This window comes from Mycobacterium sp. C31M, from assembly GCF_053345865.1.
Window position 1 is genome coordinate 43,880 of the sequence record NZ_JBKFAX010000006.1, and the last position, 18,840, is coordinate 62,719.

General features: G+C 66.4%; 22 protein-coding genes. 3 read left to right on the top strand and 19 right to left on the bottom strand.

Annotated features, from left to right (window positions below; genetic code table 11):
• Positions 1–8 precede the first annotated feature (8 nt).
• The 10 genes from ACLBYA_RS11120 to ACLBYA_RS11165 form a co-directional block, all read right to left on the bottom strand.
• Positions 9–2,378 carry an NADH-quinone oxidoreductase subunit G gene (locus tag ACLBYA_RS11120; protein ID WP_447709459.1) on the bottom strand — a complete coding sequence of 790 codons (2,370 nt, stop codon included), beginning with the start codon at positions 2,376–2,378 and terminating at the stop codon, positions 9–11.
• Between the two features lie 97 nt (positions 2,379–2,475).
• Positions 2,476–3,756 (bottom strand): NADH-quinone oxidoreductase subunit NuoF, encoded by a 1,281-nt coding sequence (gene nuoF, locus ACLBYA_RS11125; RefSeq protein ID WP_447709460.1) that lies wholly within the window; start codon positions 3,754–3,756, stop codon positions 2,476–2,478.
• Positions 3,753–4,502 (bottom strand): NADH-quinone oxidoreductase subunit NuoE, encoded by a 750-nt coding sequence (gene nuoE, locus ACLBYA_RS11130; RefSeq protein WP_447709461.1) that lies wholly within the window; start codon positions 4,500–4,502, stop codon positions 3,753–3,755. The genes nuoF and nuoE overlap by 4 nt, the downstream gene beginning before the upstream one ends.
• Positions 4,499–5,800, bottom strand: coding sequence for an NADH dehydrogenase (quinone) subunit D (gene nuoD / locus ACLBYA_RS11135; RefSeq protein WP_447709462.1), 1,302 nt, complete (start codon positions 5,798–5,800; stop codon positions 4,499–4,501). The genes nuoE and nuoD overlap by 4 nt, the downstream gene beginning before the upstream one ends.
• Complete coding sequence (locus ACLBYA_RS11140) at positions 5,800–6,468, bottom strand: NADH-quinone oxidoreductase subunit C (protein WP_447709463.1); 669 nt, start codon at positions 6,466–6,468, stop codon at positions 5,800–5,802. Before ACLBYA_RS11140 ends, nuoD begins: the two co-directional genes overlap by 1 nt.
• Positions 6,465–7,022, bottom strand: coding sequence for a NuoB/complex I 20 kDa subunit family protein (locus ACLBYA_RS11145; protein ID WP_447709464.1), 558 nt, complete (start codon positions 7,020–7,022; stop codon positions 6,465–6,467). The genes ACLBYA_RS11140 and ACLBYA_RS11145 overlap by 4 nt, the downstream gene beginning before the upstream one ends.
• The gene (locus ACLBYA_RS11150; RefSeq protein WP_083060460.1) at positions 7,013–7,387 is read right to left on the bottom strand and encodes an NADH-quinone oxidoreductase subunit A; all 375 of its coding nucleotides are present in this window, start codon (positions 7,385–7,387) and stop codon (positions 7,013–7,015) included. Before ACLBYA_RS11150 ends, ACLBYA_RS11145 begins: the two co-directional genes overlap by 10 nt.
• 171 nt (positions 7,388–7,558) lie before the next feature.
• The gene (locus ACLBYA_RS11155) at positions 7,559–7,957 is read right to left on the bottom strand and encodes an Rv3143 family two-component system response regulator (protein ID WP_447709465.1); all 399 of its coding nucleotides are present in this window, start codon (positions 7,955–7,957) and stop codon (positions 7,559–7,561) included.
• A gap of 10 nt (positions 7,958–7,967) precedes the next feature.
• Entirely contained in the window at positions 7,968–8,486 is a 519-nt protein-coding gene (locus ACLBYA_RS11160) for a YceI family protein (protein ID WP_447709466.1), read from the bottom strand.
• A gap of 9 nt (positions 8,487–8,495) precedes the next feature.
• Positions 8,496–8,867: a nuclear transport factor 2 family protein gene (locus ACLBYA_RS11165; RefSeq protein WP_447709467.1), complete on the bottom strand. Its 372-nt coding sequence runs from the start codon at positions 8,865–8,867 to the stop codon at positions 8,496–8,498.
• Positions 8,868–8,909: 42 nt separating this feature from the next.
• Here ACLBYA_RS11165 and ACLBYA_RS11170 point away from each other — a divergent pair, with 42 nt between their 5' ends.
• Positions 8,910–9,536 (top strand): class I SAM-dependent methyltransferase, encoded by a 627-nt coding sequence (locus ACLBYA_RS11170; RefSeq protein WP_447709468.1) that lies wholly within the window; start codon positions 8,910–8,912, stop codon positions 9,534–9,536.
• Between the two features lie 42 nt (positions 9,537–9,578).
• Complete coding sequence (locus tag ACLBYA_RS11175; RefSeq protein WP_447709469.1) at positions 9,579–9,818, top strand: hypothetical protein; 240 nt, start codon at positions 9,579–9,581, stop codon at positions 9,816–9,818.
• Between the two features lies 1 nt (position 9,819).
• Here the strand turns inward: ACLBYA_RS11175 and ACLBYA_RS11180 are convergent, their stop codons facing one another.
• From ACLBYA_RS11180 to ACLBYA_RS11220, 9 genes are all read right to left on the bottom strand, one after another.
• Positions 9,820–10,167: a DUF6285 domain-containing protein gene (locus ACLBYA_RS11180; RefSeq protein ID WP_447709470.1), complete on the bottom strand. Its 348-nt coding sequence runs from the start codon at positions 10,165–10,167 to the stop codon at positions 9,820–9,822.
• Positions 10,164–11,120: a phosphotransferase family protein gene (locus ACLBYA_RS11185; RefSeq protein ID WP_447709471.1), complete on the bottom strand. Its 957-nt coding sequence runs from the start codon at positions 11,118–11,120 to the stop codon at positions 10,164–10,166. Before ACLBYA_RS11185 ends, ACLBYA_RS11180 begins: the two co-directional genes overlap by 4 nt.
• The gene (locus ACLBYA_RS11190) at positions 11,117–12,355 is read right to left on the bottom strand and encodes an acyl-CoA dehydrogenase family protein (RefSeq protein ID WP_447709472.1); all 1,239 of its coding nucleotides are present in this window, start codon (positions 12,353–12,355) and stop codon (positions 11,117–11,119) included. Before ACLBYA_RS11190 ends, ACLBYA_RS11185 begins: the two co-directional genes overlap by 4 nt.
• 17 nt (positions 12,356–12,372) lie before the next feature.
• Positions 12,373–12,993 carry a TetR/AcrR family transcriptional regulator gene (locus ACLBYA_RS11195; RefSeq protein ID WP_447709473.1) on the bottom strand — a complete coding sequence of 207 codons (621 nt, stop codon included), beginning with the start codon at positions 12,991–12,993 and terminating at the stop codon, positions 12,373–12,375.
• 1 nt (position 12,994) lies between these two features.
• Entirely contained in the window at positions 12,995–13,897 is a 903-nt protein-coding gene (locus tag ACLBYA_RS11200) for a hydroxymethylglutaryl-CoA lyase (protein WP_447709474.1), read from the bottom strand.
• Positions 13,898–13,899: 2 nt separating this feature from the next.
• Positions 13,900–15,108 (bottom strand): CaiB/BaiF CoA transferase family protein, encoded by a 1,209-nt coding sequence (locus ACLBYA_RS11205; protein ID WP_447709475.1) that lies wholly within the window; start codon positions 15,106–15,108, stop codon positions 13,900–13,902.
• On the bottom strand, positions 15,105–16,355 hold the full coding sequence (locus ACLBYA_RS11210; protein WP_447709476.1) for an alpha/beta fold hydrolase: 1,251 nt from the start codon (positions 16,353–16,355) through the stop codon (positions 15,105–15,107). The genes ACLBYA_RS11205 and ACLBYA_RS11210 overlap by 4 nt, the downstream gene beginning before the upstream one ends.
• 33 nt (positions 16,356–16,388) lie before the next feature.
• Positions 16,389–17,492 carry a homogentisate 1,2-dioxygenase gene (locus ACLBYA_RS11215; RefSeq protein ID WP_447709477.1) on the bottom strand — a complete coding sequence of 368 codons (1,104 nt, stop codon included), beginning with the start codon at positions 17,490–17,492 and terminating at the stop codon, positions 16,389–16,391.
• 107 nt (positions 17,493–17,599) lie between these two features.
• Positions 17,600–18,031, bottom strand: a complete 432-nt coding sequence (locus ACLBYA_RS11220) for a hypothetical protein (RefSeq protein WP_447709478.1) — start codon at positions 18,029–18,031, stop codon at positions 17,600–17,602.
• A gap of 555 nt (positions 18,032–18,586) precedes the next feature.
• Between ACLBYA_RS11220 and ACLBYA_RS11225 the strand changes: the two genes are divergently transcribed.
• Positions 18,587–18,811, top strand: a complete 225-nt coding sequence (locus ACLBYA_RS11225; protein ID WP_447709479.1) for an MbtH family protein — start codon at positions 18,587–18,589, stop codon at positions 18,809–18,811.
• Positions 18,812–18,840: the final 29 nt, after the last annotated feature.

Genomic DNA, 18,840 nt, shown 5'->3' on the forward strand with positions numbered 1-18,840 from the left:
CTGTGCCGTCATGACCGCTCGATTCCGACGATGGCGCCGAGCGGTACGCCCAGACTTCGGTACACCTGTGCGCCGCTTGAATTCAACGGCACCCACACCACCCGGTCGGGCATCTCGGTGATCTGGACCGGCAAGGTGAGTGCACCGTGCTCGCTGCACACCCGCACCGGATCACCGTCCGCACAGCCGATCTCGGCGGCGGTGGCCGCCGACAGCCGAGCCACCGCGGGGCGCGCGGTCCCGGCCAGGTGCGGCTCACCGTCCTGCAGTCGTCCCGCGTCGAGCAACATGCGCCAGCCGGTGAGGACCGCCTGCCCGGGCGCGGGCGCGGCGGTGTCGGCTGCGGGCAGGATCGGAGGTGTCGGTCGCGGACCGGTCCAGCTACCCAGTCGGTTGATGTCGGCACGGACGGTGGCGACATCGGCGAGCCCCAGATCGACGCCGACCTCGTCGGCCAGGGCCGCCAGTACCCGCATGTCGGCGGTCGCTGCGGGCGGCAGTGCGGCGCCGAACGGGCGAAGGCGGCCTTCCCAGTTCACAAAGGTGCCGGCCTTCTCGGCCACCGGAGCCACCGGGAACACCACATCGGCGCGCTCGGTCACCGGACCGTGCCGCAGTTCCAAACTGACCACGAACGGCGCGGCGTCGACGGCGGCCAGCGCCGCCTGCGGGTCGGGTAGGTCGTCGACGTCGACACCGCCGATCAGCAGTGCCGCCAGCTCACCCGCCGTCGCGGCCGCCAGAATGCCGTCGGTGTCGCGGCCGGGCTCGGCGGGCAGTGTCTCGATGTTCCAGGCGGCGGCGACCTCGGCGCGGGCCTGTGGATTCGCGACGGGCCGCCCACCGGGCAGCAGATTCGGTGCGGCACCGGCCTCCAGCGCGCCGCGGTCGCCGGCCCGCCGGGGAACCCAGGCGATCCGGGATCCGTTGGCCGCCGCCAACCGGATCACCGCGGAGTAGGCGCCGGGTGCGGCGGCGAGCCGTTCACCGACCAGGATCAGGGTGCCCTCGGTCAGTTCCAGCCCGTCGAGCGCGGCAGCCTCGCCGCCGGGCGCGGCCAGCACCAACCGCCCGCCCATCTTCTGCAGCCCGCGGGTGGCGAATGGGGCAACCGCGGTGACCGGCAGGCCGCGTTTACGAAATGCCTTGCGCAACCGCAGGAAGACGATCGGGGATTCCTCTTCCGGTTCGAAACCGACCAGCAGGACCGCCGGGGCCGATTCGAGATCGGCGTAACTGATCTCGAACGGTCGCCCCGCCACGGTGTGGGCCAGGAACTGCGTCTCCTCGGAGCTGTGCTGCCGGGAGCGAAAGTCGATATCGTTGGTGCCCAGCATGATCCGCGCGAACTTGGCGTAACCCCAGGCGTCCTCGACGGTTGCCCGGCCACCGACGAGCACCCCGGCCCGGCCGGCCGCCGCGGTCAGCCCGCGCACGGCGACGGCCACCGCCTCCGACCAGGATGCCGGACGCTGGCTGCCGTCGGTCTCGCGGATCAACGGTGTGCTGATGCGATCGCCTTGGCCGCCGTAGGTGAACGCCCAGCGACCCTTGTCGCAGTTCCACTCCTCGTTGACCTCGGGATCGTCACCGGCCAACCGGCGCAGCACCTTGCCGCGGCGGTGGTCGGTGCGCTGCGCGCAGCCCGAGGCGCAGTGTTCGCAGACACTCGGCGAGGACACCAGGTCGAACGGTCGGGCCCGGAACCGGTAGGCGGTGCCGGTGAGCGCGCCGACCGGACAGATTTGCACGGTGTTCCCGGAGAAGTAGGAGTCGAATGCCTCGCCGTCGGCGATGCCGACCTGTTGCAGCGCACCGCGTTCCAGCAGTTCGATGAACGGGTCGCCGGCGATCTGGTTGGAGAACCGGGTGCAGCGCGCGCACAGCACGCAGCGCTCGCGGTCGAGTAGCACCTGTGCGGACAGGTTGATCGGCTTCGGGTAGGTGCGTTTGACATCGGTGAAGCGGGAGTCGGCGCGGCCGTTGGACATCGCCTGGTTCTGCAGGGGGCATTCGCCGCCCTTGTCGCAGACCGGGCAGTCCAGCGGATGGTTGATCAGCAGCAGTTCCATCACGCCGTGCTGGGCCTTGTCGGCGATCTCGGAGGTCAGCTGGGTTTTCACCACCATGTCGGGGGTGCAGGTCGCGGTGCACGAGGCGAGCGGTTTGCGCTGGCCCTCTACTTCGACGAGGCATTGCCGGCAGGCGCCGACCGGGTCGAGCAGCGGGTGATCGCAGAAGCGTGGGATCTGGATGCCGATCAGTTCGGCGGCCCGGATCAGCAATGTGCCCTTGGGGACGCTGATCTGGTGGTCGTCGATGGTCAACGACACCATCTCGACGTCGGTGGTCTCTTTGGCAGGCCCGGCCAGCGTCATCTTAGATCTCCCCCTTGCCTCCGCGAGCAGACGCAAAACTGCGGTATTTCGCTCCAAATCTGCAGTTTTGTTTCTGCTCGCGAGAAGAACGGAACCTTCATGCACTGGCCTCCGCGGTTGCGAATACAGTCGACGCGTGCGGGTCGAACGGGCAGCCGACCCCGAGGTGCGCCACGTACTCATCCCGGAAGTACTTGATGGACGAGATGATCGGGCTGGCCGCACCGTCACCGAGCGCGCAGAACGACTTGCCGAGGATCGCGTCGGCGATGTCGAGCAGCTTGTCGATGTCCTCGGCCATCGCGTGTCCGGTCTCCAGGCGTTCGTAGATCTGCGCCAGCCAGTAGGTGCCCTCCCGGCACGGGGTGCACTTGCCACACGACTCGTGGGCGTAGAACTGTGTCCAGCGCCGCACCGCGCGCACCACACAGGTGGTCTCGTCGAAGATCTGCAGCGCCTTGGTGCCCAGCATCGATCCGGCCCTGGCCACCCCCTCGTAATCCAGTGGCACGTCGAGGTGTTCGTCGGTCAGCAGCGGGGTCGACGAGCCGCCCGGGGTCCAGAATTTCAGCTGGTGCCCGGCTCGCACACCACCGGCGTAGTCGAGGAGCTCGCGCAGGGTGATGCCCAGCGGCGCCTCGTACTGCCCGGGGGTGGTGACATGCCCGGACAGCGAGTACAGCGTGAATCCGGGTGACTTGTCCGATCCCATCGACCGGAACCAGTCCACCCCACGGGCCACGACCGCCGGGACGCTGGCAATGGATTCGACATTGTTGACCACCGTCGGGCAGGCATACAGGCCGGCGACGGCGGGGAACGGCGGCCGAAGCCGGGGTTGACCGCGGCGACCTTCCAACGAATCCAGCAGCGCGGTCTCCTCACCGCAGATGTAGGCGCCGGCCCCGGCGTGCACCACCAGATCGATGCCGTTCCCGAGGTATCCGGCGGCATACGCCTCGGCCACCGCACCCTGCAGTCGGCGTAACACCGGGACCACCTCACCGCGCAGATAGATGAAGGCGTGTGCGGCGCGGATGGCGTGGGCGGCGATGATCGCGCCCTCCACCAGCACATGCGGGTTCGCCATCATCAGCGGAATGTCCTTGCACGTACCGGGTTCGGACTCGTCGGCGTTGATCACCAGATACTTGGGTTTGGGATCGGACTGGTTGATGAACGACCACTTCTGCCCGGTGGGGAAACCCGCACCACCACGCCCGCGCAGTCCGGCGTCCTTGACCGAGGTGATGAGCTCGTCGGGATCCATCGCCAATGCGATACGCATGGCCTCATAGCCGCCGCGGCGCCGGTAGCCGTCCAGCGTCCAGGAATCGGGGTCGTCCCAGTGCGCGCTGAGGACAGGGGCGAGGGTCACGGGCGTTCCCCGTTCTGCTGCGCCGACGCGGGAGCAGTCATCCCGCGTTCGCGGGCCAGTTGCAGGCCGGCGAGCGTGGCATCGCCTGGGGCGCCGTCGTTGGCGCCCGGGCGCTGATCGGGGAACCCGGCAAGGATGCGCGCGGTTTCCTTGAAGGTGCACAACGATGCGCCTCGGGTGGGTCGGGCGCCGCTGCCCGCGCGCAGGTCGTCGACCAGATCCCGTGCCGAGGATGGGGTTTGGTTGTCGAAGAACTCCCAGTTGACCATCACGACCGGCGCGAAATCGCATGCCGCATTGCACTCGATGTGCTCCAGCGTGATCGATCCGTCGGCGGTGCTCTGCCCGGCGTGGATGCCGAGATGGTCCTGCAGTACCTCCAGGATTGCGTCACCACCCATGATGGCGCACAGCGTGTTCGTGCAGACCCCGACCAGATAGTCGCCGGTGGGGGTGCGCCGGTACATCGAGTAGAACGTGGCGACGGCCGTCACCTCCGCGGGGGTGAGCCCGAGTTGCGCGGCGCAGAAGCCGACACCGGCGGGGGTGAGGTAGCCGTCCTGCGACTGCACCAGATGTAGCAGTGGCAGCAGGGCCGACCGCGGGCTCGGATAGCGGGCGATGATCTGTTCGGCATCGGCGGTCAGCCGTGTGGTCACCGCATCCGAATACGTTTGTGGCCCAGCGCTGATCGGCGGGCCGGCCTCGTCGGGCCGCTGTCCGAGCTGTAGGTCGACGAGCGTCACCTGTCTACACCTCCCATGACCGGATCGATCGAGGCCACCGCCGAGATCGCGTCGGCGACCATGCCACCCTCGCACATCGCGGCCACCGCCTGCAGATTGGTGAAGGACGGGTCGCGGTAGTGCACCCGGTAGGGTCGCGTGCCGCCGTCGCTGACCATGTGCACACCCAGTTCGCCGCGGGGCGATTCGACCGCCACGTACACCTGCCCGGCCGGCACCCGGATGCCCTCGGTGACCAGTTTGAAGTGATGGATCAGCGCCTCCATGGACGAACCCATGATCTTGGCGATGTGGTCGGGGGAGTTGCCCAGCCCGTCGGGGCCGATCTCGAGGTCGGCGGGCCAGGCCAGCTTCTTGTCGGTGAGCATCACCGGCCCGGGCTTCAGCCGCGACACACATTGCTCGACGATCCGCAGCGACTGCTTCATCTCGTCGACGCGTATCAGATAGCGCCCGTATGCATCACAGCCGTCGTCGACGCAGACGTCGAAATCGTAGGTCTCGTACCCGCAGTAGGGCTGCGCGCGGCGCAGGTCGTGGGGCAGACCGGTGGACCGCAGCACCGGACCGGTGATCCCCAGCGCCATACAACCGGTCAGGTCCAGGTAGCCGATGCCCTTGCTGCGGGCCTTCCAGATGTAGTTCTCGCGCAGCATCTTCTCCAGATCGCGCAGCTGCTCGGGCAGTACCTCGAGCAGCCGGCGAAGCTGGGGCATGGCCTCGTCGGGCAGGTCGGCGGCCAGCCCGCCGGGCCGGATGTAAGCGTGGTTCATCCGTAGCCCGGTGATGGTTTCGAAAAGGGCCAGGATCTCCTCGCGGCCCCGGAATCCGAAGAACATCGCCGACATGGCGCCCAGTTCCATACCGCCGGTGGCCAGCGCCACCAGATGACTGGAGATGCGGTTGAGTTCCATCAGCATCACCCGGATGACGCTGGCGCGTTCGGGGATGTCGTCGGTGACACCGAGCAGTTTCTCCACACCCAGGCAGTACGCCGTCTCGTTGAAGAACGGGGACAGATAGTCCATCCGGGTGACGAAGGTGACGCCCTGGGTCCAGGTACGGTATTCGAGGTTCTTTTCGATTCCGGTGTGCAGGTAGCCTATTCCGCACCGTGCCTCGGTGATGGTCTCGCCCTCGATCTCCAGGATCAGTCGAAGCACCCCGTGGGTGGACGGATGCTGTGGGCCCATGTTGACCACGATGCGTTCCCCGGCGTGTTCTCGGGCGGCGGCGACGACGGCATCCCAGTCCTGGCCTCCGACCATGACGACGGGGGGATCGGTCTCCACTGACATCAGTTGTAGGACCTCCGCTCGTCGGGCGGTGGTATCTGCGCCCCGTGGTACTCCACCGGGATGCCGCCCAACGGGTAGTCCTTGCGCTGCGGATGCCCCACCCAGTCGTCGGGCATCTCGATGCGGGTGAGTGCCGGATGTCCATCGAAGATGATGCCGAAGAAGTCGTAGGTCTCGCGCTCGTGCCAGTCGGTGGTCGGGTACACCGAGAACAGCGACGGCACATGTGGATCCGCATCAGGTGCGGCGACCTCGATGCGCAACCGACGGTTATGGGTGATCGACATCAACGGGTACACCGCGTGCAGTTCTCGGTCCGGTTCGTCGGGGAAGTGCACACCCGATACGCCCAGACACAGTTCGAAACGGAGGGCGGGATCGTCACGCAGGGTCTGGGCGATGTTGGGGAGGTGGGCACGACGTACGTCGAGGGTGAGTTCGTCGCGGAACACCACGACCCGTTCGATCGCATCGGTGAACCGGTCCGGGCCCAGCGCCGCGATCAGGGCGTCGACGACCTCGTCGAAGTAGCCGCCGTAGGGGCGCGGTGAACTGCCCGGCAGCACCACCTCACGGACCAGGCGTCCGTATCCGGAGGTGTCGCCGCTGCCGGTGACGCCGAACATGCCACGGCGGGTGCCGATGACCTCCCTGTCGAGTTCTGTCATGACCGCAGCAACCCCGTCAGCTCGATGGTGGGTCGTGTTGCCAGCGCGGCCTGTTCGGCCGCGGCGATGGCCTCGGCGCGATTCACCCCGAGCGGCATCTCGGCAATCTTGGCGTGCAGCTTGAGGATTGCGTTGAGCAGCATCTCCGGCCGGGGTGGACAGCCGGGCAGGTAGATATCCACCGGCACCACGTGGTCGACACCCTGGACCACCGCGTAGTTGTTGAACATGCCACCCGAGGAGGCACATACCCCCATGGCCAGTACCCATTTCGGTTCGGCCATCTGGTCGTACACCTGTCGCAGCACCGGTGCCATCTTCTGACTGACCCGGCCGGCCACGATCATCAGATCGGCCTGTCGCGGCGTGGCCGAGAAGCGTTCCATCCCGAACCGGGCGATGTCGAAGCGGGGTCCGGCCGTCGCCATCATCTCGATGGCGCAGCACGCCAGGCCGAAGGTGGCCGGCCACAGCGATCCCTTGCGCACATACCCGGCCACCTTCTCGACGGTGGACAGCAGAATGCCGCCGGGCAGTTGTTCCTCTAGTCCCATGACAGCCCTCCCCGGCGCCAGACGTAGGCGTATGCGACGAACACGGTGAGCATGAACAGCAGCATCTCGACGACGGCGAACAGGCCCAGCGAGTCGAAGGAGACCGCCCACGGGTACAGGAACACGATCTCGATGTCGAAGATGATGAACAGCATCGCCGTCAGGTAGTACTTGATCGGGAATCGCTGGCCGGTGGCGATCTTGGCGTCGGCCGCGGGCAGCAGTGGTTCGATGCCACATTCGTAGGCTTCGAGTTTGGCCCGGTTGTAGCGGCGCGGCCCGATGAACGTGGCGATACCCACCGAGACGATCGCGAAGGCGGCCGCGATCGTCCCGAGCACCAGAATCGGTGTGTAGACGTTCATGTCTGTGCCGCTCTCTCGGTGGTTGAGTCGATGTGAGCTAGAACACAGCTTAGACGCGTCAACCGTCGAGGCGCCGCATTTCCGATAGGATCGCAGTCAGTTGCTCGGCCGCTCCACCGTCACCAGCGAGGGTGATGAAGAATTAACGGCCGCAGCGCATTTCGTGCTGGATCAGTTTGCCGGCTTCAATAGATCTGCCACCGCTTCGCCGAGTCGGATCGGATCGATCGGATGCGACACGGCGGCCTCGGCGCGCGACCATGACGCCAGCCAGGCATCATCGCGCCGGCCCGTCAGCACCAGAATCGGTGGGCACACCTCGATCTCGTCCTTGAGCTGTTTGGCCAGCCCCATCCCGCCGGTCGGCGCCGCCTCACCGTCGAGGATCAGCAGATCGAATCCGCCGCCGGCCACCTCGGACACCACCACCGGCGCGGTCGCGACATCGAGGTAGCTCAGCTCGGGAAGATCGGGGTGGATGCGTCGACCCAGCGCCGAGCGCACCTGCTCCCGGGTGCGGTTGTTGGAGCTGTACACCAGGATCCGTAGCTGCGCATGGGTGTCGGCCACACCGGCGATGCTACGGCTGCCGGACGAAGACCGCGGCCGCTTCGATACCGGCCGCGTCACCCATCATGCCGAGCAGGTTGCCGTCCACTCCGAAGGAGCGCCGGTTCAGCGTGGTCGTGGTGCTCAGCGCAACCGCGCCGCCGCCCAGGTTGCGCACGTGCGTGGGCAGGTCGAGTTCGTGTTCGGAACCCTTGACCGTCAGCCGGACGTGCAGGGTCACCCAGGTGGGGCTGGTGACCTCGGCGGACTCGACGGCGATGTCGATCGTCGGGAATCGGTCGACATCGAAGAAATCGGCCGAGCGCAGGTGGGCGTCGCGCCGCTTGATACCGGTGCGTACCGAGCCGGCATCGATACGCAAAGCTCCGGTGACGGTGTCGTCGACGCCGGTGCCCACCTGGGCGCTGCCCTCGGCGACCGCGAAGATCCCCTTGACGTGGGCGAATCCCCAAAAAGTCGGGCTGTGGGTGGTGACGGTGGTGCGTTCGGGATCCAGGTGCCAGGTTCCAGCCCAATCCTGCAGATCCATCTGTGCTCCTCAGCTCGGCAGCAGCGGCGCCATCTCGGCGGGGTCGAAGTATTCGTCGATACGGGTGATCAGACCGTCGTTACTCACCTTGATCACGATGCATACCCGCAAATCGATGGAAGCGCCATGGGTCGCGGTGGCGTGCAGGATGTGCTGCTGGACGAATCCACCCTCGAAGAATTGTCGATCCAGGATCTCGTAACGGCGTGTCGCGGTGATCCGCAGGAACCAGCGGATCACCTTCAGCGCCTGGACCCGGTCGTTGTCGGCGGCGTCCCCGGAGTGCCAGACGGCGACGTCGGTGGCCCACAAAGCCTCGACATCCGGGTAGTCACCGCGTTCGATGGCGTCGAACAGTCGGTCCGCAACGGCTGCTGTCATGGGGTTGACCTCAACTTCTCTTCAGGTTGAACACTGGGTCTCATGCGTAGACGCTTTGCCGCCGCTTTCAAGTTTGACAACGCGTACGAAACACACACGGCGCCTTGGGTGATCGGTGAGCCGCAACCCGCCGTCGTCGCGCTGGAACGCACCGGCCGGTTGCGCAGCCGACTGCTCGATATCGGTTGCGGACTCGGTGAGCACACCATTGCGCTGACCCGGCTGGGTTATGACGTGCTCGGCATCGACTTCGCCCCGCACGCCGTCGAGCAGGCGCGCGCCAACGCCGCCGCGCACGGTGTGGATGCCCGCTTCGAGGTCGCCGACGCCTTCGACCTGGCTGAGGTGTACGACACGATCCTGGACAGCGCGCTGTTCCACATCTTCGACGATGCGGATCGCGCGCGGTACGTCGCGAGCCTGCACGGCGCCGTGGCACCCGGCGGGTATCTGTACCTGCTGGCGCTGTCGGATTCCGGCCGAGGCTTCGGGCCGGAGGTCAGTGAGCAGGTGATCCGCAAAGCCTTTGCCGACGGTTGGGAGATCGAGTCGTTGGAGACGACGACGTACCGCGGTGTGGTGGGGCAGGCGCACGCCCCGCTGCTGGGTGTGCCGGTGGGCACCGTGGTCGACGAACCGGCCTGGTTGGCCCGGGTGCGACGGGTCTGAGATTTGCCGCGATGGCTCGTCAGGTGGCGGTAGGCTCCGGCTGTGGCCTCCGACTCTGGCGATCTCGAAGCGAGTGGCCCTGGGCTGCTGGCGGAGATCCGCGACCTGCGGCAGGCCAACACCGGATCTTTCAACGCGATGCGCGAGGATCTCAACGACTTGCGTGCCCACGTCGACCGCGGCTTCGTCGAGATGCGCGGTCGCCTCGACGCGGCGGCGGCCGGTCAACAGCAGATCGTCGACCTGATCCAGACCCTGATCGAGGGTCGCCGGCACGGCTGACTCAGTCCCGCTCGTAGCCCGGGTGCGCAACCGCCAGCCGGTGGCCCACCACCGCGCGCAGCACGGGCAGAAGTTCGTCGTCGCGGTCGTCGAAATCGCCGGTCCGGATGGCCGCGGCCAGTGTCGCCTCATCGGGGTGGCCCAGTAGATCGGGGGCGGGTCGGTCGTCGAGCAGCTCGCGTTCCACGGTGCGCAGTACGTTGGCGGCGACGCGGGCGTGGAAGTTCAGCGCCCCGGCGTCGGCGAGCCGACTATTGGGCCCAGTTGCATCCCGGACCTCACCCTCGAGGAATTCGGCCACCGCGGCGACAAGTTCGGCCGCGGTCGGCCGGTAATGGATATCCGTCATCGCGACTCCAACAGTTGCAGCAGGTCGAATTCGGTCTCACACACCCGGCGCCCGATCGCCGCGAGCTCCACCGACCGGGTCTGCCCGCAGCGGTGCCGCTCGAACTGATAGCGGCAGATGATCCCCCAGCGCAGGGTCGCGGCGACGATCCACCAGCGCAGCGCCGACCGGTCCACGGCGGCACCGCCGGCCTCCTCGTAGGCGGTGACAAAATCCTCGATGCTGCCCAGCCCACCGGCGCCCAGGGCGGCCGGCGCGCCGAAGCGCCAGGCGCGGATGCAGAACCAGGCCAGGTCGTCGAGGGCCTCCCCGATATGGGTCAGTTCCCAGTCGAGCACGGCGGCCAGCCCGTTGTCGTCGACGATCAGGTTGCCCATCCGGTAGTCGCCGTGCACTAGCACCGTCGGGGTGGCCGCCGGGCGGTTACGGTCCAACCAGCGGAAGGCGTACTCGAATGTCGCTGTGGTGTCACCCATCTCGTCGAGCTGGGTGCGCCACTCGTCGAGCGGGTCGGTGCTCGGCAGACCGATACCGTGCGGGTCGGCGCGGTGAATCGCGGCCAGCGCCTGTGCGCATTGGCGCAACAACCGGGGCCGGGATTCGTCGTCGAGGGTGCGCGCGATCTTGCGCACGATCGTGTCCCCGGCGATGAAGTCACACACCAGGTACGGATTGCCCAGTGCGGCCGCGGAGTCGTCGGCCGCCAGGACCTCGGGGACCGGGGCACCTGCGGCCGCGGCCCGGCGCAGTGCGGCGGCCTCCAACTCCATCCCGGCGTGCACATCGTCGGGTGCCCCGGTGCGCAGGATCAAGGCACGCTCCCCGGCGGCCGTCTGTGCTTTGAACGCCCAGGTGGCACGGCTGGCCCCGCCGGTGAGTACCCGCAGATCGGTGATCCGGTCGGCGCCGAGGACCGTGCGTAGCGCGTCTGCCAGCTCTGCAGATTCGGTCACTTGCGCCCGAACTTGAGCATCCGCTGCGCCACCCGCCGGATCTGGATCTCCTCGGCGCCCTCGGTGATCCGGTAGCGGCGGTGGTGGCGGTAGATGTGCTCGAACGGTTCGTGGCGGCTGTAGCCGATGCCGCCGTGGATCTGCATGGCGCGGTCGGCGGCCTCACACACCAGTCGGTTGGCCCGGTAGTTGGCCATCGACACCTTGTCCGAGACCTCCATGTGGTGGTCGCGGTCCAGATGCCAGGCGGCGTAGTACACCAGCAGTCGCACCATCTGGGCCTCGGTCTGCAGCTCGGCCAGCGGCCACTGGACGGCCTGGTTGACCGACAGTGGCTTGCCGAACACGATGCGGTCCCCGGCGTACTGGGCGGCTCGGTCGATACAGTACTGGGCGGCCCCCAGGCTGCTGGCCGCCTGCCGAATCCTGTTCTCGTGCAGGAAGGTCTGGCCGACCTCCAGGCCGTGATCGACTTCGCCGAGCATCGCGTCGGCGGGCACCCGGACGTCTTTGAGTTCGACCTCACCGTGGTCGCTGGGCATGTTGAAGGTCCACCAGTAGTAGGGCACGGTGAACCCGGGCGTATCGGTGGGCACCAGGAACGCGGTGATGCCCGTGGCCGAGCCTGCCGCACCGCTGGTCCGCGCGAAGATCAGGTCGTGGGTGGCCCGGTGCACCCCGGTGTTCCACCGCTTGGTGCCGTTGATCACCCACTCGTCCCCGTGCAGTTCGGCGGTGGTCTCCAGCCAGGTCGCATCACTGCCGTGGTCGGGCTCGGTCAGCCCGAACGCCATCGAACGCTTGCCGGTGAGCATCGCCTCGATCCAGTCGGCCTTCTGCGCGTCGGTGCCGAACTTGCTCATCATGATGACCTGCGGGAAGTTGCCGACGATCGATGATTCGTCCTGCAGGTCGTTGTGCAGGCCGAGTCCCTTGTGCGCCAGGTGTTCCCGGATGACGGCCATGTCCAGGTTGGAGCCGCCGCGGCCGCCGAACTCCGCCGGAAGACCGTAGCGCAGCCAGCCGGCAGCATCGGCACGGCGACGCATCTCGTCGAGCAGGTCCTCCCATTCCCGGGTCGGGACGCCACCGTTGTCCAGATCGGTCCGGGCGAACTCGCGGCGGCGATCGAAGTACTGCATGTTCTCGCGTTCCAGCGGCTTGATGTCGGCCTCGATGAAGGCGTCCATCTCGGCCAGCAGGCCCGGAAGATGTTCGGGCAAAGCGAAATCCACGGTGATCTCTCCTCGAATCAGAAGCCGTACAGGGTTTTCTTCCAGATGGTCGACAGCGTCGTGATGGCGTCGGCGTCACTGATCTGTAGTTCGGTTCCGGGATTGCCGACCACCACCACGGTGAAGTTCTCGAACAGCAGGGCGATGGCCGCGGCGATGTGTTCGGCCTGCAGGTCCTGGGCGTAGCCCTGTTCACGTGCTCGGCGTACCGAGCCGGCGACCATGTCCATGCCGAAGCGGCGGAACTCGTGCTGGACCTTCGCGAACCGCGGTTGGGTGGCCCCGAGTTGGGCGACGGCGATCATGATGCCGATATTGCGTTTGAACAGGTTCCAGTACCCGGTCACCACCGTGTGGAAGTAGTCCGTGTCCTCGGGTGAGTCGGGTAACGGCACGCGGGTGCCGGACGGTTCGACGATATCGTGCAGGAAGGACTCGGCCAGCGACGCCAGCAGATCCTCCTTGTCGTCGAAGTACCGGTAGAACACCGCCGCGGACTTACCGGCCGCCGAGGTGATATCGGCCAAGGTGGTGCCGTGGAATCCGCGCTCGGCGAACAGTTTCCGGGCCGCGAGTTCGATGGCCTCGCGGGTCTGGCGGCCCTTGGCGGTCAGAGTCGTCCCAGCGTCGGACACCATGTCAGCCCAGGATTCGATCACCGGCGCGCAGCAGCGCGCTGGGTAGCTCGTGCCCGACGGCCTGTTCGGCGACACGGGCCGCGGCGATGGCGGCTTCGAGGTCGACGTCGACGGCGATCCCGCTGTCGCGCAACAGGTACACCAGGTCCTCGGTGGCGATGTTGCCGCTGGCACCGGGTGCGAACGGGCAGCCGCCCAGACCGCCGACCGATGCGTCCAGTCGCGTCACACCGGCCTGCACGGCGGCGAAGGCACTGGCAAGACCGGCACCCCGGGTGTTGTGGAAGTGTGCACCGAGGGGGAGTCTGTCGACGATCGGCCGGATCAGCTCGACCAGGGTACTGACCCGCAGCGGTGTGGTGGTGCCGATGGTGTCGGCGATGGCGATCCGGTCGACACCGAGTTCGACTGCTGCCGAGGCGATGTCGAGGACACGTCGCGGTTCGGTCGGGCCGTCGAACGGGCAGTCCCACGCGGTGGCTATGATCACCTCGACGGTCGCCTCGTGGTCGTGGGCGATGCGGGTGACATCGGCGATCGCGGCCGTCGCCTCGGCGGTGTCGCGGCCGACGTTGGCGCGGCTGTGTGCATCCGAGGCCGACACCACGTACTCGATGGAGTTCAACCCGGCCGCGATGGCGCGTTTGGCGCCGTTCGGGCTGGCCACCAGTGCGGAGAACTCGACCCCGGGGAACCGATACAATTCGGCGGCCAGTTCGGCCGCATCGGCGAGCGCAGGGACCTTGGAGGGGGAGACGAAGGCCGTCGCCTCGACCTCACGGACGCCGGTGGCGACGATGGCCTCGAGGATGTCGACCTTGGCGGCCAACGGGATCGGTGCCTCGATCTGCAGGCCGTCGCGCAGGCAGACCTCGCGGATGTCGACCTTGCCGGGCAGGTTCATCACTACAGCACCCCCTCGTCACGCAGTGATGCGAGCTCCTCGGCGGTGTGACCGAGCAGGCCCGTGTAGATCTCGTCATTGTGCTGGCCAGGCCGCGACGATCCCGAATTTCGGATGCTGCCCGGTGATTCCGACAGCACCGGCACGATGCCGGGTCCCTTGACGTTACGCCCGATGCGTTCGTCCCAGTGGTCGGCAATCATGCCGCGGGCCTGTAGTTGCGGGTCGCGGACCACCTCGGCGACGGTGTTGATCGGCCCGCTGATCACCCCGGCCTGCGACAGTGTGGCGATGATGTCCTCGGGCTGGCGCGCCGCGGCCCAATCACCGATGATCTTGTCGAGTTCATCCTGATTGCGGCCGCGGGCAACGTGATCGACGAAAAGGTCGTCGGTGGCCAGATCGGGGGTGCCCATCGCAGCGCACAACCGGCGGAAGACGGTGTCCTGGTTCGCCGCGATCACCACCCAGCTTCCGTTGGCGCTCTGATAGATGTTCGAGGGTGCGATGCCCTCCAGTCGGGTACCCGACGGGCCGCGCACCACACCGCCGACGTCATAGTCGGGGATGGTGGATTCCTGTACCGCCAGGCAACTTTCGGTCAGTGCCGTGTCGACGATCTGCCCCTCACCTGTGACACTGCGCCGGTACAGGGCGGCCAGCGCGCCCTGGGCGGCGAACATCCCGGCCAGGCTGTCACCGATCGACAGCGCCAGCCGCGGCGGAGGTCCACCGGGGAAACCGTTCATATGCCGCAGCCCGCTGGCCGCCTCGGCCACCGATGCATAGCCGGCCTTCCCGGCGTCCGGTCCGGTCTGCCCGTAGCCCGACACCCGCACCAGGATGAGGCCCTTGTTCCGCTGCCGCAGCACGTCGTAGCCGAGGTTCCATTTCTCCAGGGTGCCGGGCCGGAAGTTCTCCACGATCACATCGGTGCGGTCGACCAGTTCCAGAAACAGCTCCCGGCCGCGTTCGGTGCGCAGATCCAGGGTGACGGCCTTCTTGTTGCGGGCGTGCACCGTCCAGAAGAAGTGGTGTCCGTCGAGTTCGGCCTGGCCCCAGGTCCGCAGCGGATCCGGGGAGCCCGGTAGCTCGATCTTGATGACCTCGGCGCCCATATCGCCGAGCAGACGCGCGGCGAACGGCCCCGAGATCAGGGTACCGAGCTCCAGGACCCGGATGCCGTCGAGTGCACCGGCGGACGCACTCACAGCGACTGACCCAATCCCCGGTCGCTGCGCTCTCCCCCGCAAGCGGGAGGTACCCCCAGCCCGCCGAACCCGTGTCGGTGCAGCCAATCGGTGCAGATCCCGACCGCCTCGCGCAGCGTGCCGCGTTGGTCGGGTCCCGAGTAGTAGTGATTGGCGCCGTGGATCTCGTGCATCTCCTTGTCCGCGTGGCCGATTGCCTCGAACAGCCGACGGGTGTGGCTCGGGGTGCACGCGTCATCGGCGAGGTTGCCGATCACCAGTGCGGGTACCGCGATATCGGGTCCGGCCTTCACGGCGTCTCCGTTGGCGTCGTCATAGCTCCACTGTGACAGCCAGCTGCGCAGGGTGCAGAACCGGGCGAGGCCGACCGGGCTCATGTTCACCACCTGTGGATCACCGAGGTAGCACTGTCGGGGGGTGCGTTCGTTGGGGTCGACGGCGGGGTCGAGCCAGCGCGGGTCGGCCATCGTGCCGTGCACGACAAACGCGTACTCGTCATCGGGTCGACCCTTCTCGGACAACTCCGCCAATTTTTCTTTGACCCACTTGGTGATTCGCCGGTTCCGATCGATCTGCGCCTGGTGGTAGCGGTCCAGGAACTCGGTGGTGTACGGCGGCTGGTTGGGGTTGTCCGGGTTGTACAGATCCAACTCCGGGTCCCGCTTGGTGGGATCGTTCTCGTCCAGGATGGAGGCGTCCATCCATTCGGTCATGGTGCCGTGGCGACTGATGTGCGCGGCCAGCAGCATGATGCCGTCGGCCGGGATCAGGCCGAGTTTGGTCAGATCGGGGCCGTCGCCGGATGGGCTGGCGGTCACCGTCGGATGCTGGGCCTGCTGTTGGTAGAACACCGACAGCGAGCCACCGCCGCTCCACCCGGCCAGCACCACCTTGTCATAGCCGAGACGGTTCTTGGCATCCTTGATGCACTCGCCGAGATCCTCGACCACCTTCTCCATCAGCAGGGCGGAGTCGGTGCCGCGAAAACGGCTGTTGCAGTAGATGACATGGTGGCCGGCGCGGGCCAGCGCATTGATCATCGGCAGATACGCGCCGCCACCGATCGGGTGCATGAACACCAGCACGGTATCGGAGGCCCTGGTCTTGGGTTTGAGCAGATAGCTCTCCAACACCACCAGTTCGGCAACCCCGCCGTAGACATCGCGCACACTCGAAGTGTTCTGGTAGGCAACCAGATATGGGATTCGGTCGTACTCGTACTTGACGGAAGACTCAACGGTCGTCATGCTCAAGCTCTCTCTTCTTCGCGCAAGCGCTCATCAGTGTTGCCCCAGATCTCCTGCGAGGATTTCGGCGGACGGGATGAGTCGGCGACGTGTGTCGATGGCGATCACCGACCAGTCCACCCGGTCGTAGTCGGCGAACTTGCGCCGCGCACGTTCGCGGGCTTTCTCCGGTGCGCCGTGGTGCACACCCTGTGGGGCGTGCGATATCAGTCCGGGCGGCATCGGGATCCCGTACAACGAACCCGAGTGGAAGAACGCGATCTCGTCGTAGTCGACATTGCGGTGATACCAGGGGGTGCGTTCGGTGCCCGGCACGCTCTCGGCGGGCTTGGGCAGGAAGTTCATCACATAGACCCCGGTGGCCTGCATGAACAGGTGCACTGTCGGCGGCAAATGCACGCTCTCGCTGGTGATCACCGTGTAGTCCTCGATATTGAAGGTGAACGGAAAGTTGTCGCCCCGCCAGCCCTCCACATCGAGTGGATTATGTTGGTAGAAAAGAGATGTGGAACCCACTCCCTCAATCTCTGAGTGGATCAGCCGGACTTCGTATTCGTCCCTGCCGTCGTCATCGATGGGGGCGGGTTCGGGAATGGTGACCTGCGCCGGGTCGAACGGGAAATGCCGGCCCAGGATCCCCGCGGGCGGGACACGGAAATCGTCGGTGGCCTGGATCATCAGCCAGGTTGACTCACTGTCCGGCACCTGCCGGAACGTGCAGGCCTTCGGGATGTAGACCCAGTCGCCCTCGCGGTAGTGCAGCGGGCCGAACTCGGTCTCCAGGAGGCCGGCCCCCTTGTGCACGAAGATCAGCAGATCGCCATCGACGTAACGGACGAAGAACGGCATCTCCTCGGTGCGCCTGCTCAACGACACCAGGCAGTCGGCGTTACTGAACATCAGCAGCGGCCCGCCGTGGGCGTCGGTGGCGTCACCGGGCTTGAGCTCGGAGGACAACACATCGGTGGGGCGCAGGGGGCCGACGGTGCGGTACGCGGTCGGATCGTTGCGTCGGTACATGTTCGCCGTGCGCCCGACGAAGCCGCCGCGGCCGAGTTCGTCGTCCTTTAGTCCGTCCAGATCGGCGTGCACACGCTTGGGCGTTTTGCCTTTGCGCAGGTGAACGAAGGATTCCATATCGCTCCTCGACTGTATGACGTAAAACTGAAAGTGACTTTACTTTTTGTTCTACGTCTACGCAACGATCCGAGCCGGGTCGTGTCAACCACGGGACGCGTGGCGCCTTACGGCACGGGCACACCCTCGCGCAGAAACGTCAGCGCGGCCACGGTGCCGTCGGGTTGCACGGTGAGTCGGAACTGGCCGGGGCGGCGGTCCATCTGCAGCGGCACATTCACCACCGTGGTGTCACCGCGTGCGACGTTCTCGGGGGTGCCGTGCGACAGGTAGCGGCCGAACATCTGTTGGTACACGTCCCACGACTGCTGCAGCGCGGCCGGCGACAGGAACATCTTCATGGTCGGGTTGAACTCGGCGGCGGCGGCCGGGAAATCGCCACGCACGATCTCGTCGAGAGTTGCCAGCGCGACCTGATCCGGCGCCACGTCGGCCGCTGCGGTGGGGGCCGAGCTGAGGGCGGATACTGCCGCGACGACCGTGAGGGTGAGTCGGACCGACCGTCGTCGGCGCGGTCGGAGTTCGCTGCCGGGACGCATGTCGACAGGATAGGCGGGATGCGCGTCGAATTCCGGAGAATCGTGAACAACTTGACGACGAATTTCGGTCATGCTGGTCGCGCGTGCATTCGACTGCGGCACAATAATTTTCGGGCATGTAAATTCGTAATCCGTATGGTGCGGGGCTGTGCGCTGGATGTATTGACAGTTTCAGGCATGAATGCCAGATTTGGAGTTGCTCTAAGACCGATGGTCGCTACGGCGGCAGCGAAGGCGGAATATGCGCTCGAACGATAAACGACTTCGTCCGCTCATCGGCCCCGTGTGTTTGTTTTCGACTGAGAAAGTTGATTTCACTTTGAAGTTTGCCGGCTCACCTACGATGCGCCTCGCGGAATCCCTCGGAGGCGACTACTCGGCGGCCCGCGTCGGCAATCTGCACTTTCATGGCCGGCGTAGTGCTGAACTGGGAAACCCGTATCCGGGCGCACGTTCAGGAAACCGCGTCCACACCCGTCCTCCGGATCCGCCGCGGTGTTGTGCCGGATCTGCCGAATCGAATTTCTCTATACGCCAATTCCTTTGGAGGGCACAGTGACCACCAACCCGTTCGACGACGACAAGGGCCGGTTCGTGGTACTGGTCAACGACGAGGAACAGCACAGCCTGTGGCCGACCTTCGCCGATGTCCCCGATGGCTGGCGGGTGGTGTTCGGCGAGGCTGATCGGGCCTCCTGCCTGGACTACATCGAACAATCGTGGACCGATATCCGCCCGAAGAGCCTGCGTGACCGATTGGCCGTGAACCAACCAGGCTGATATCGGCGTAGCGCGATTCGAGGGTGGGG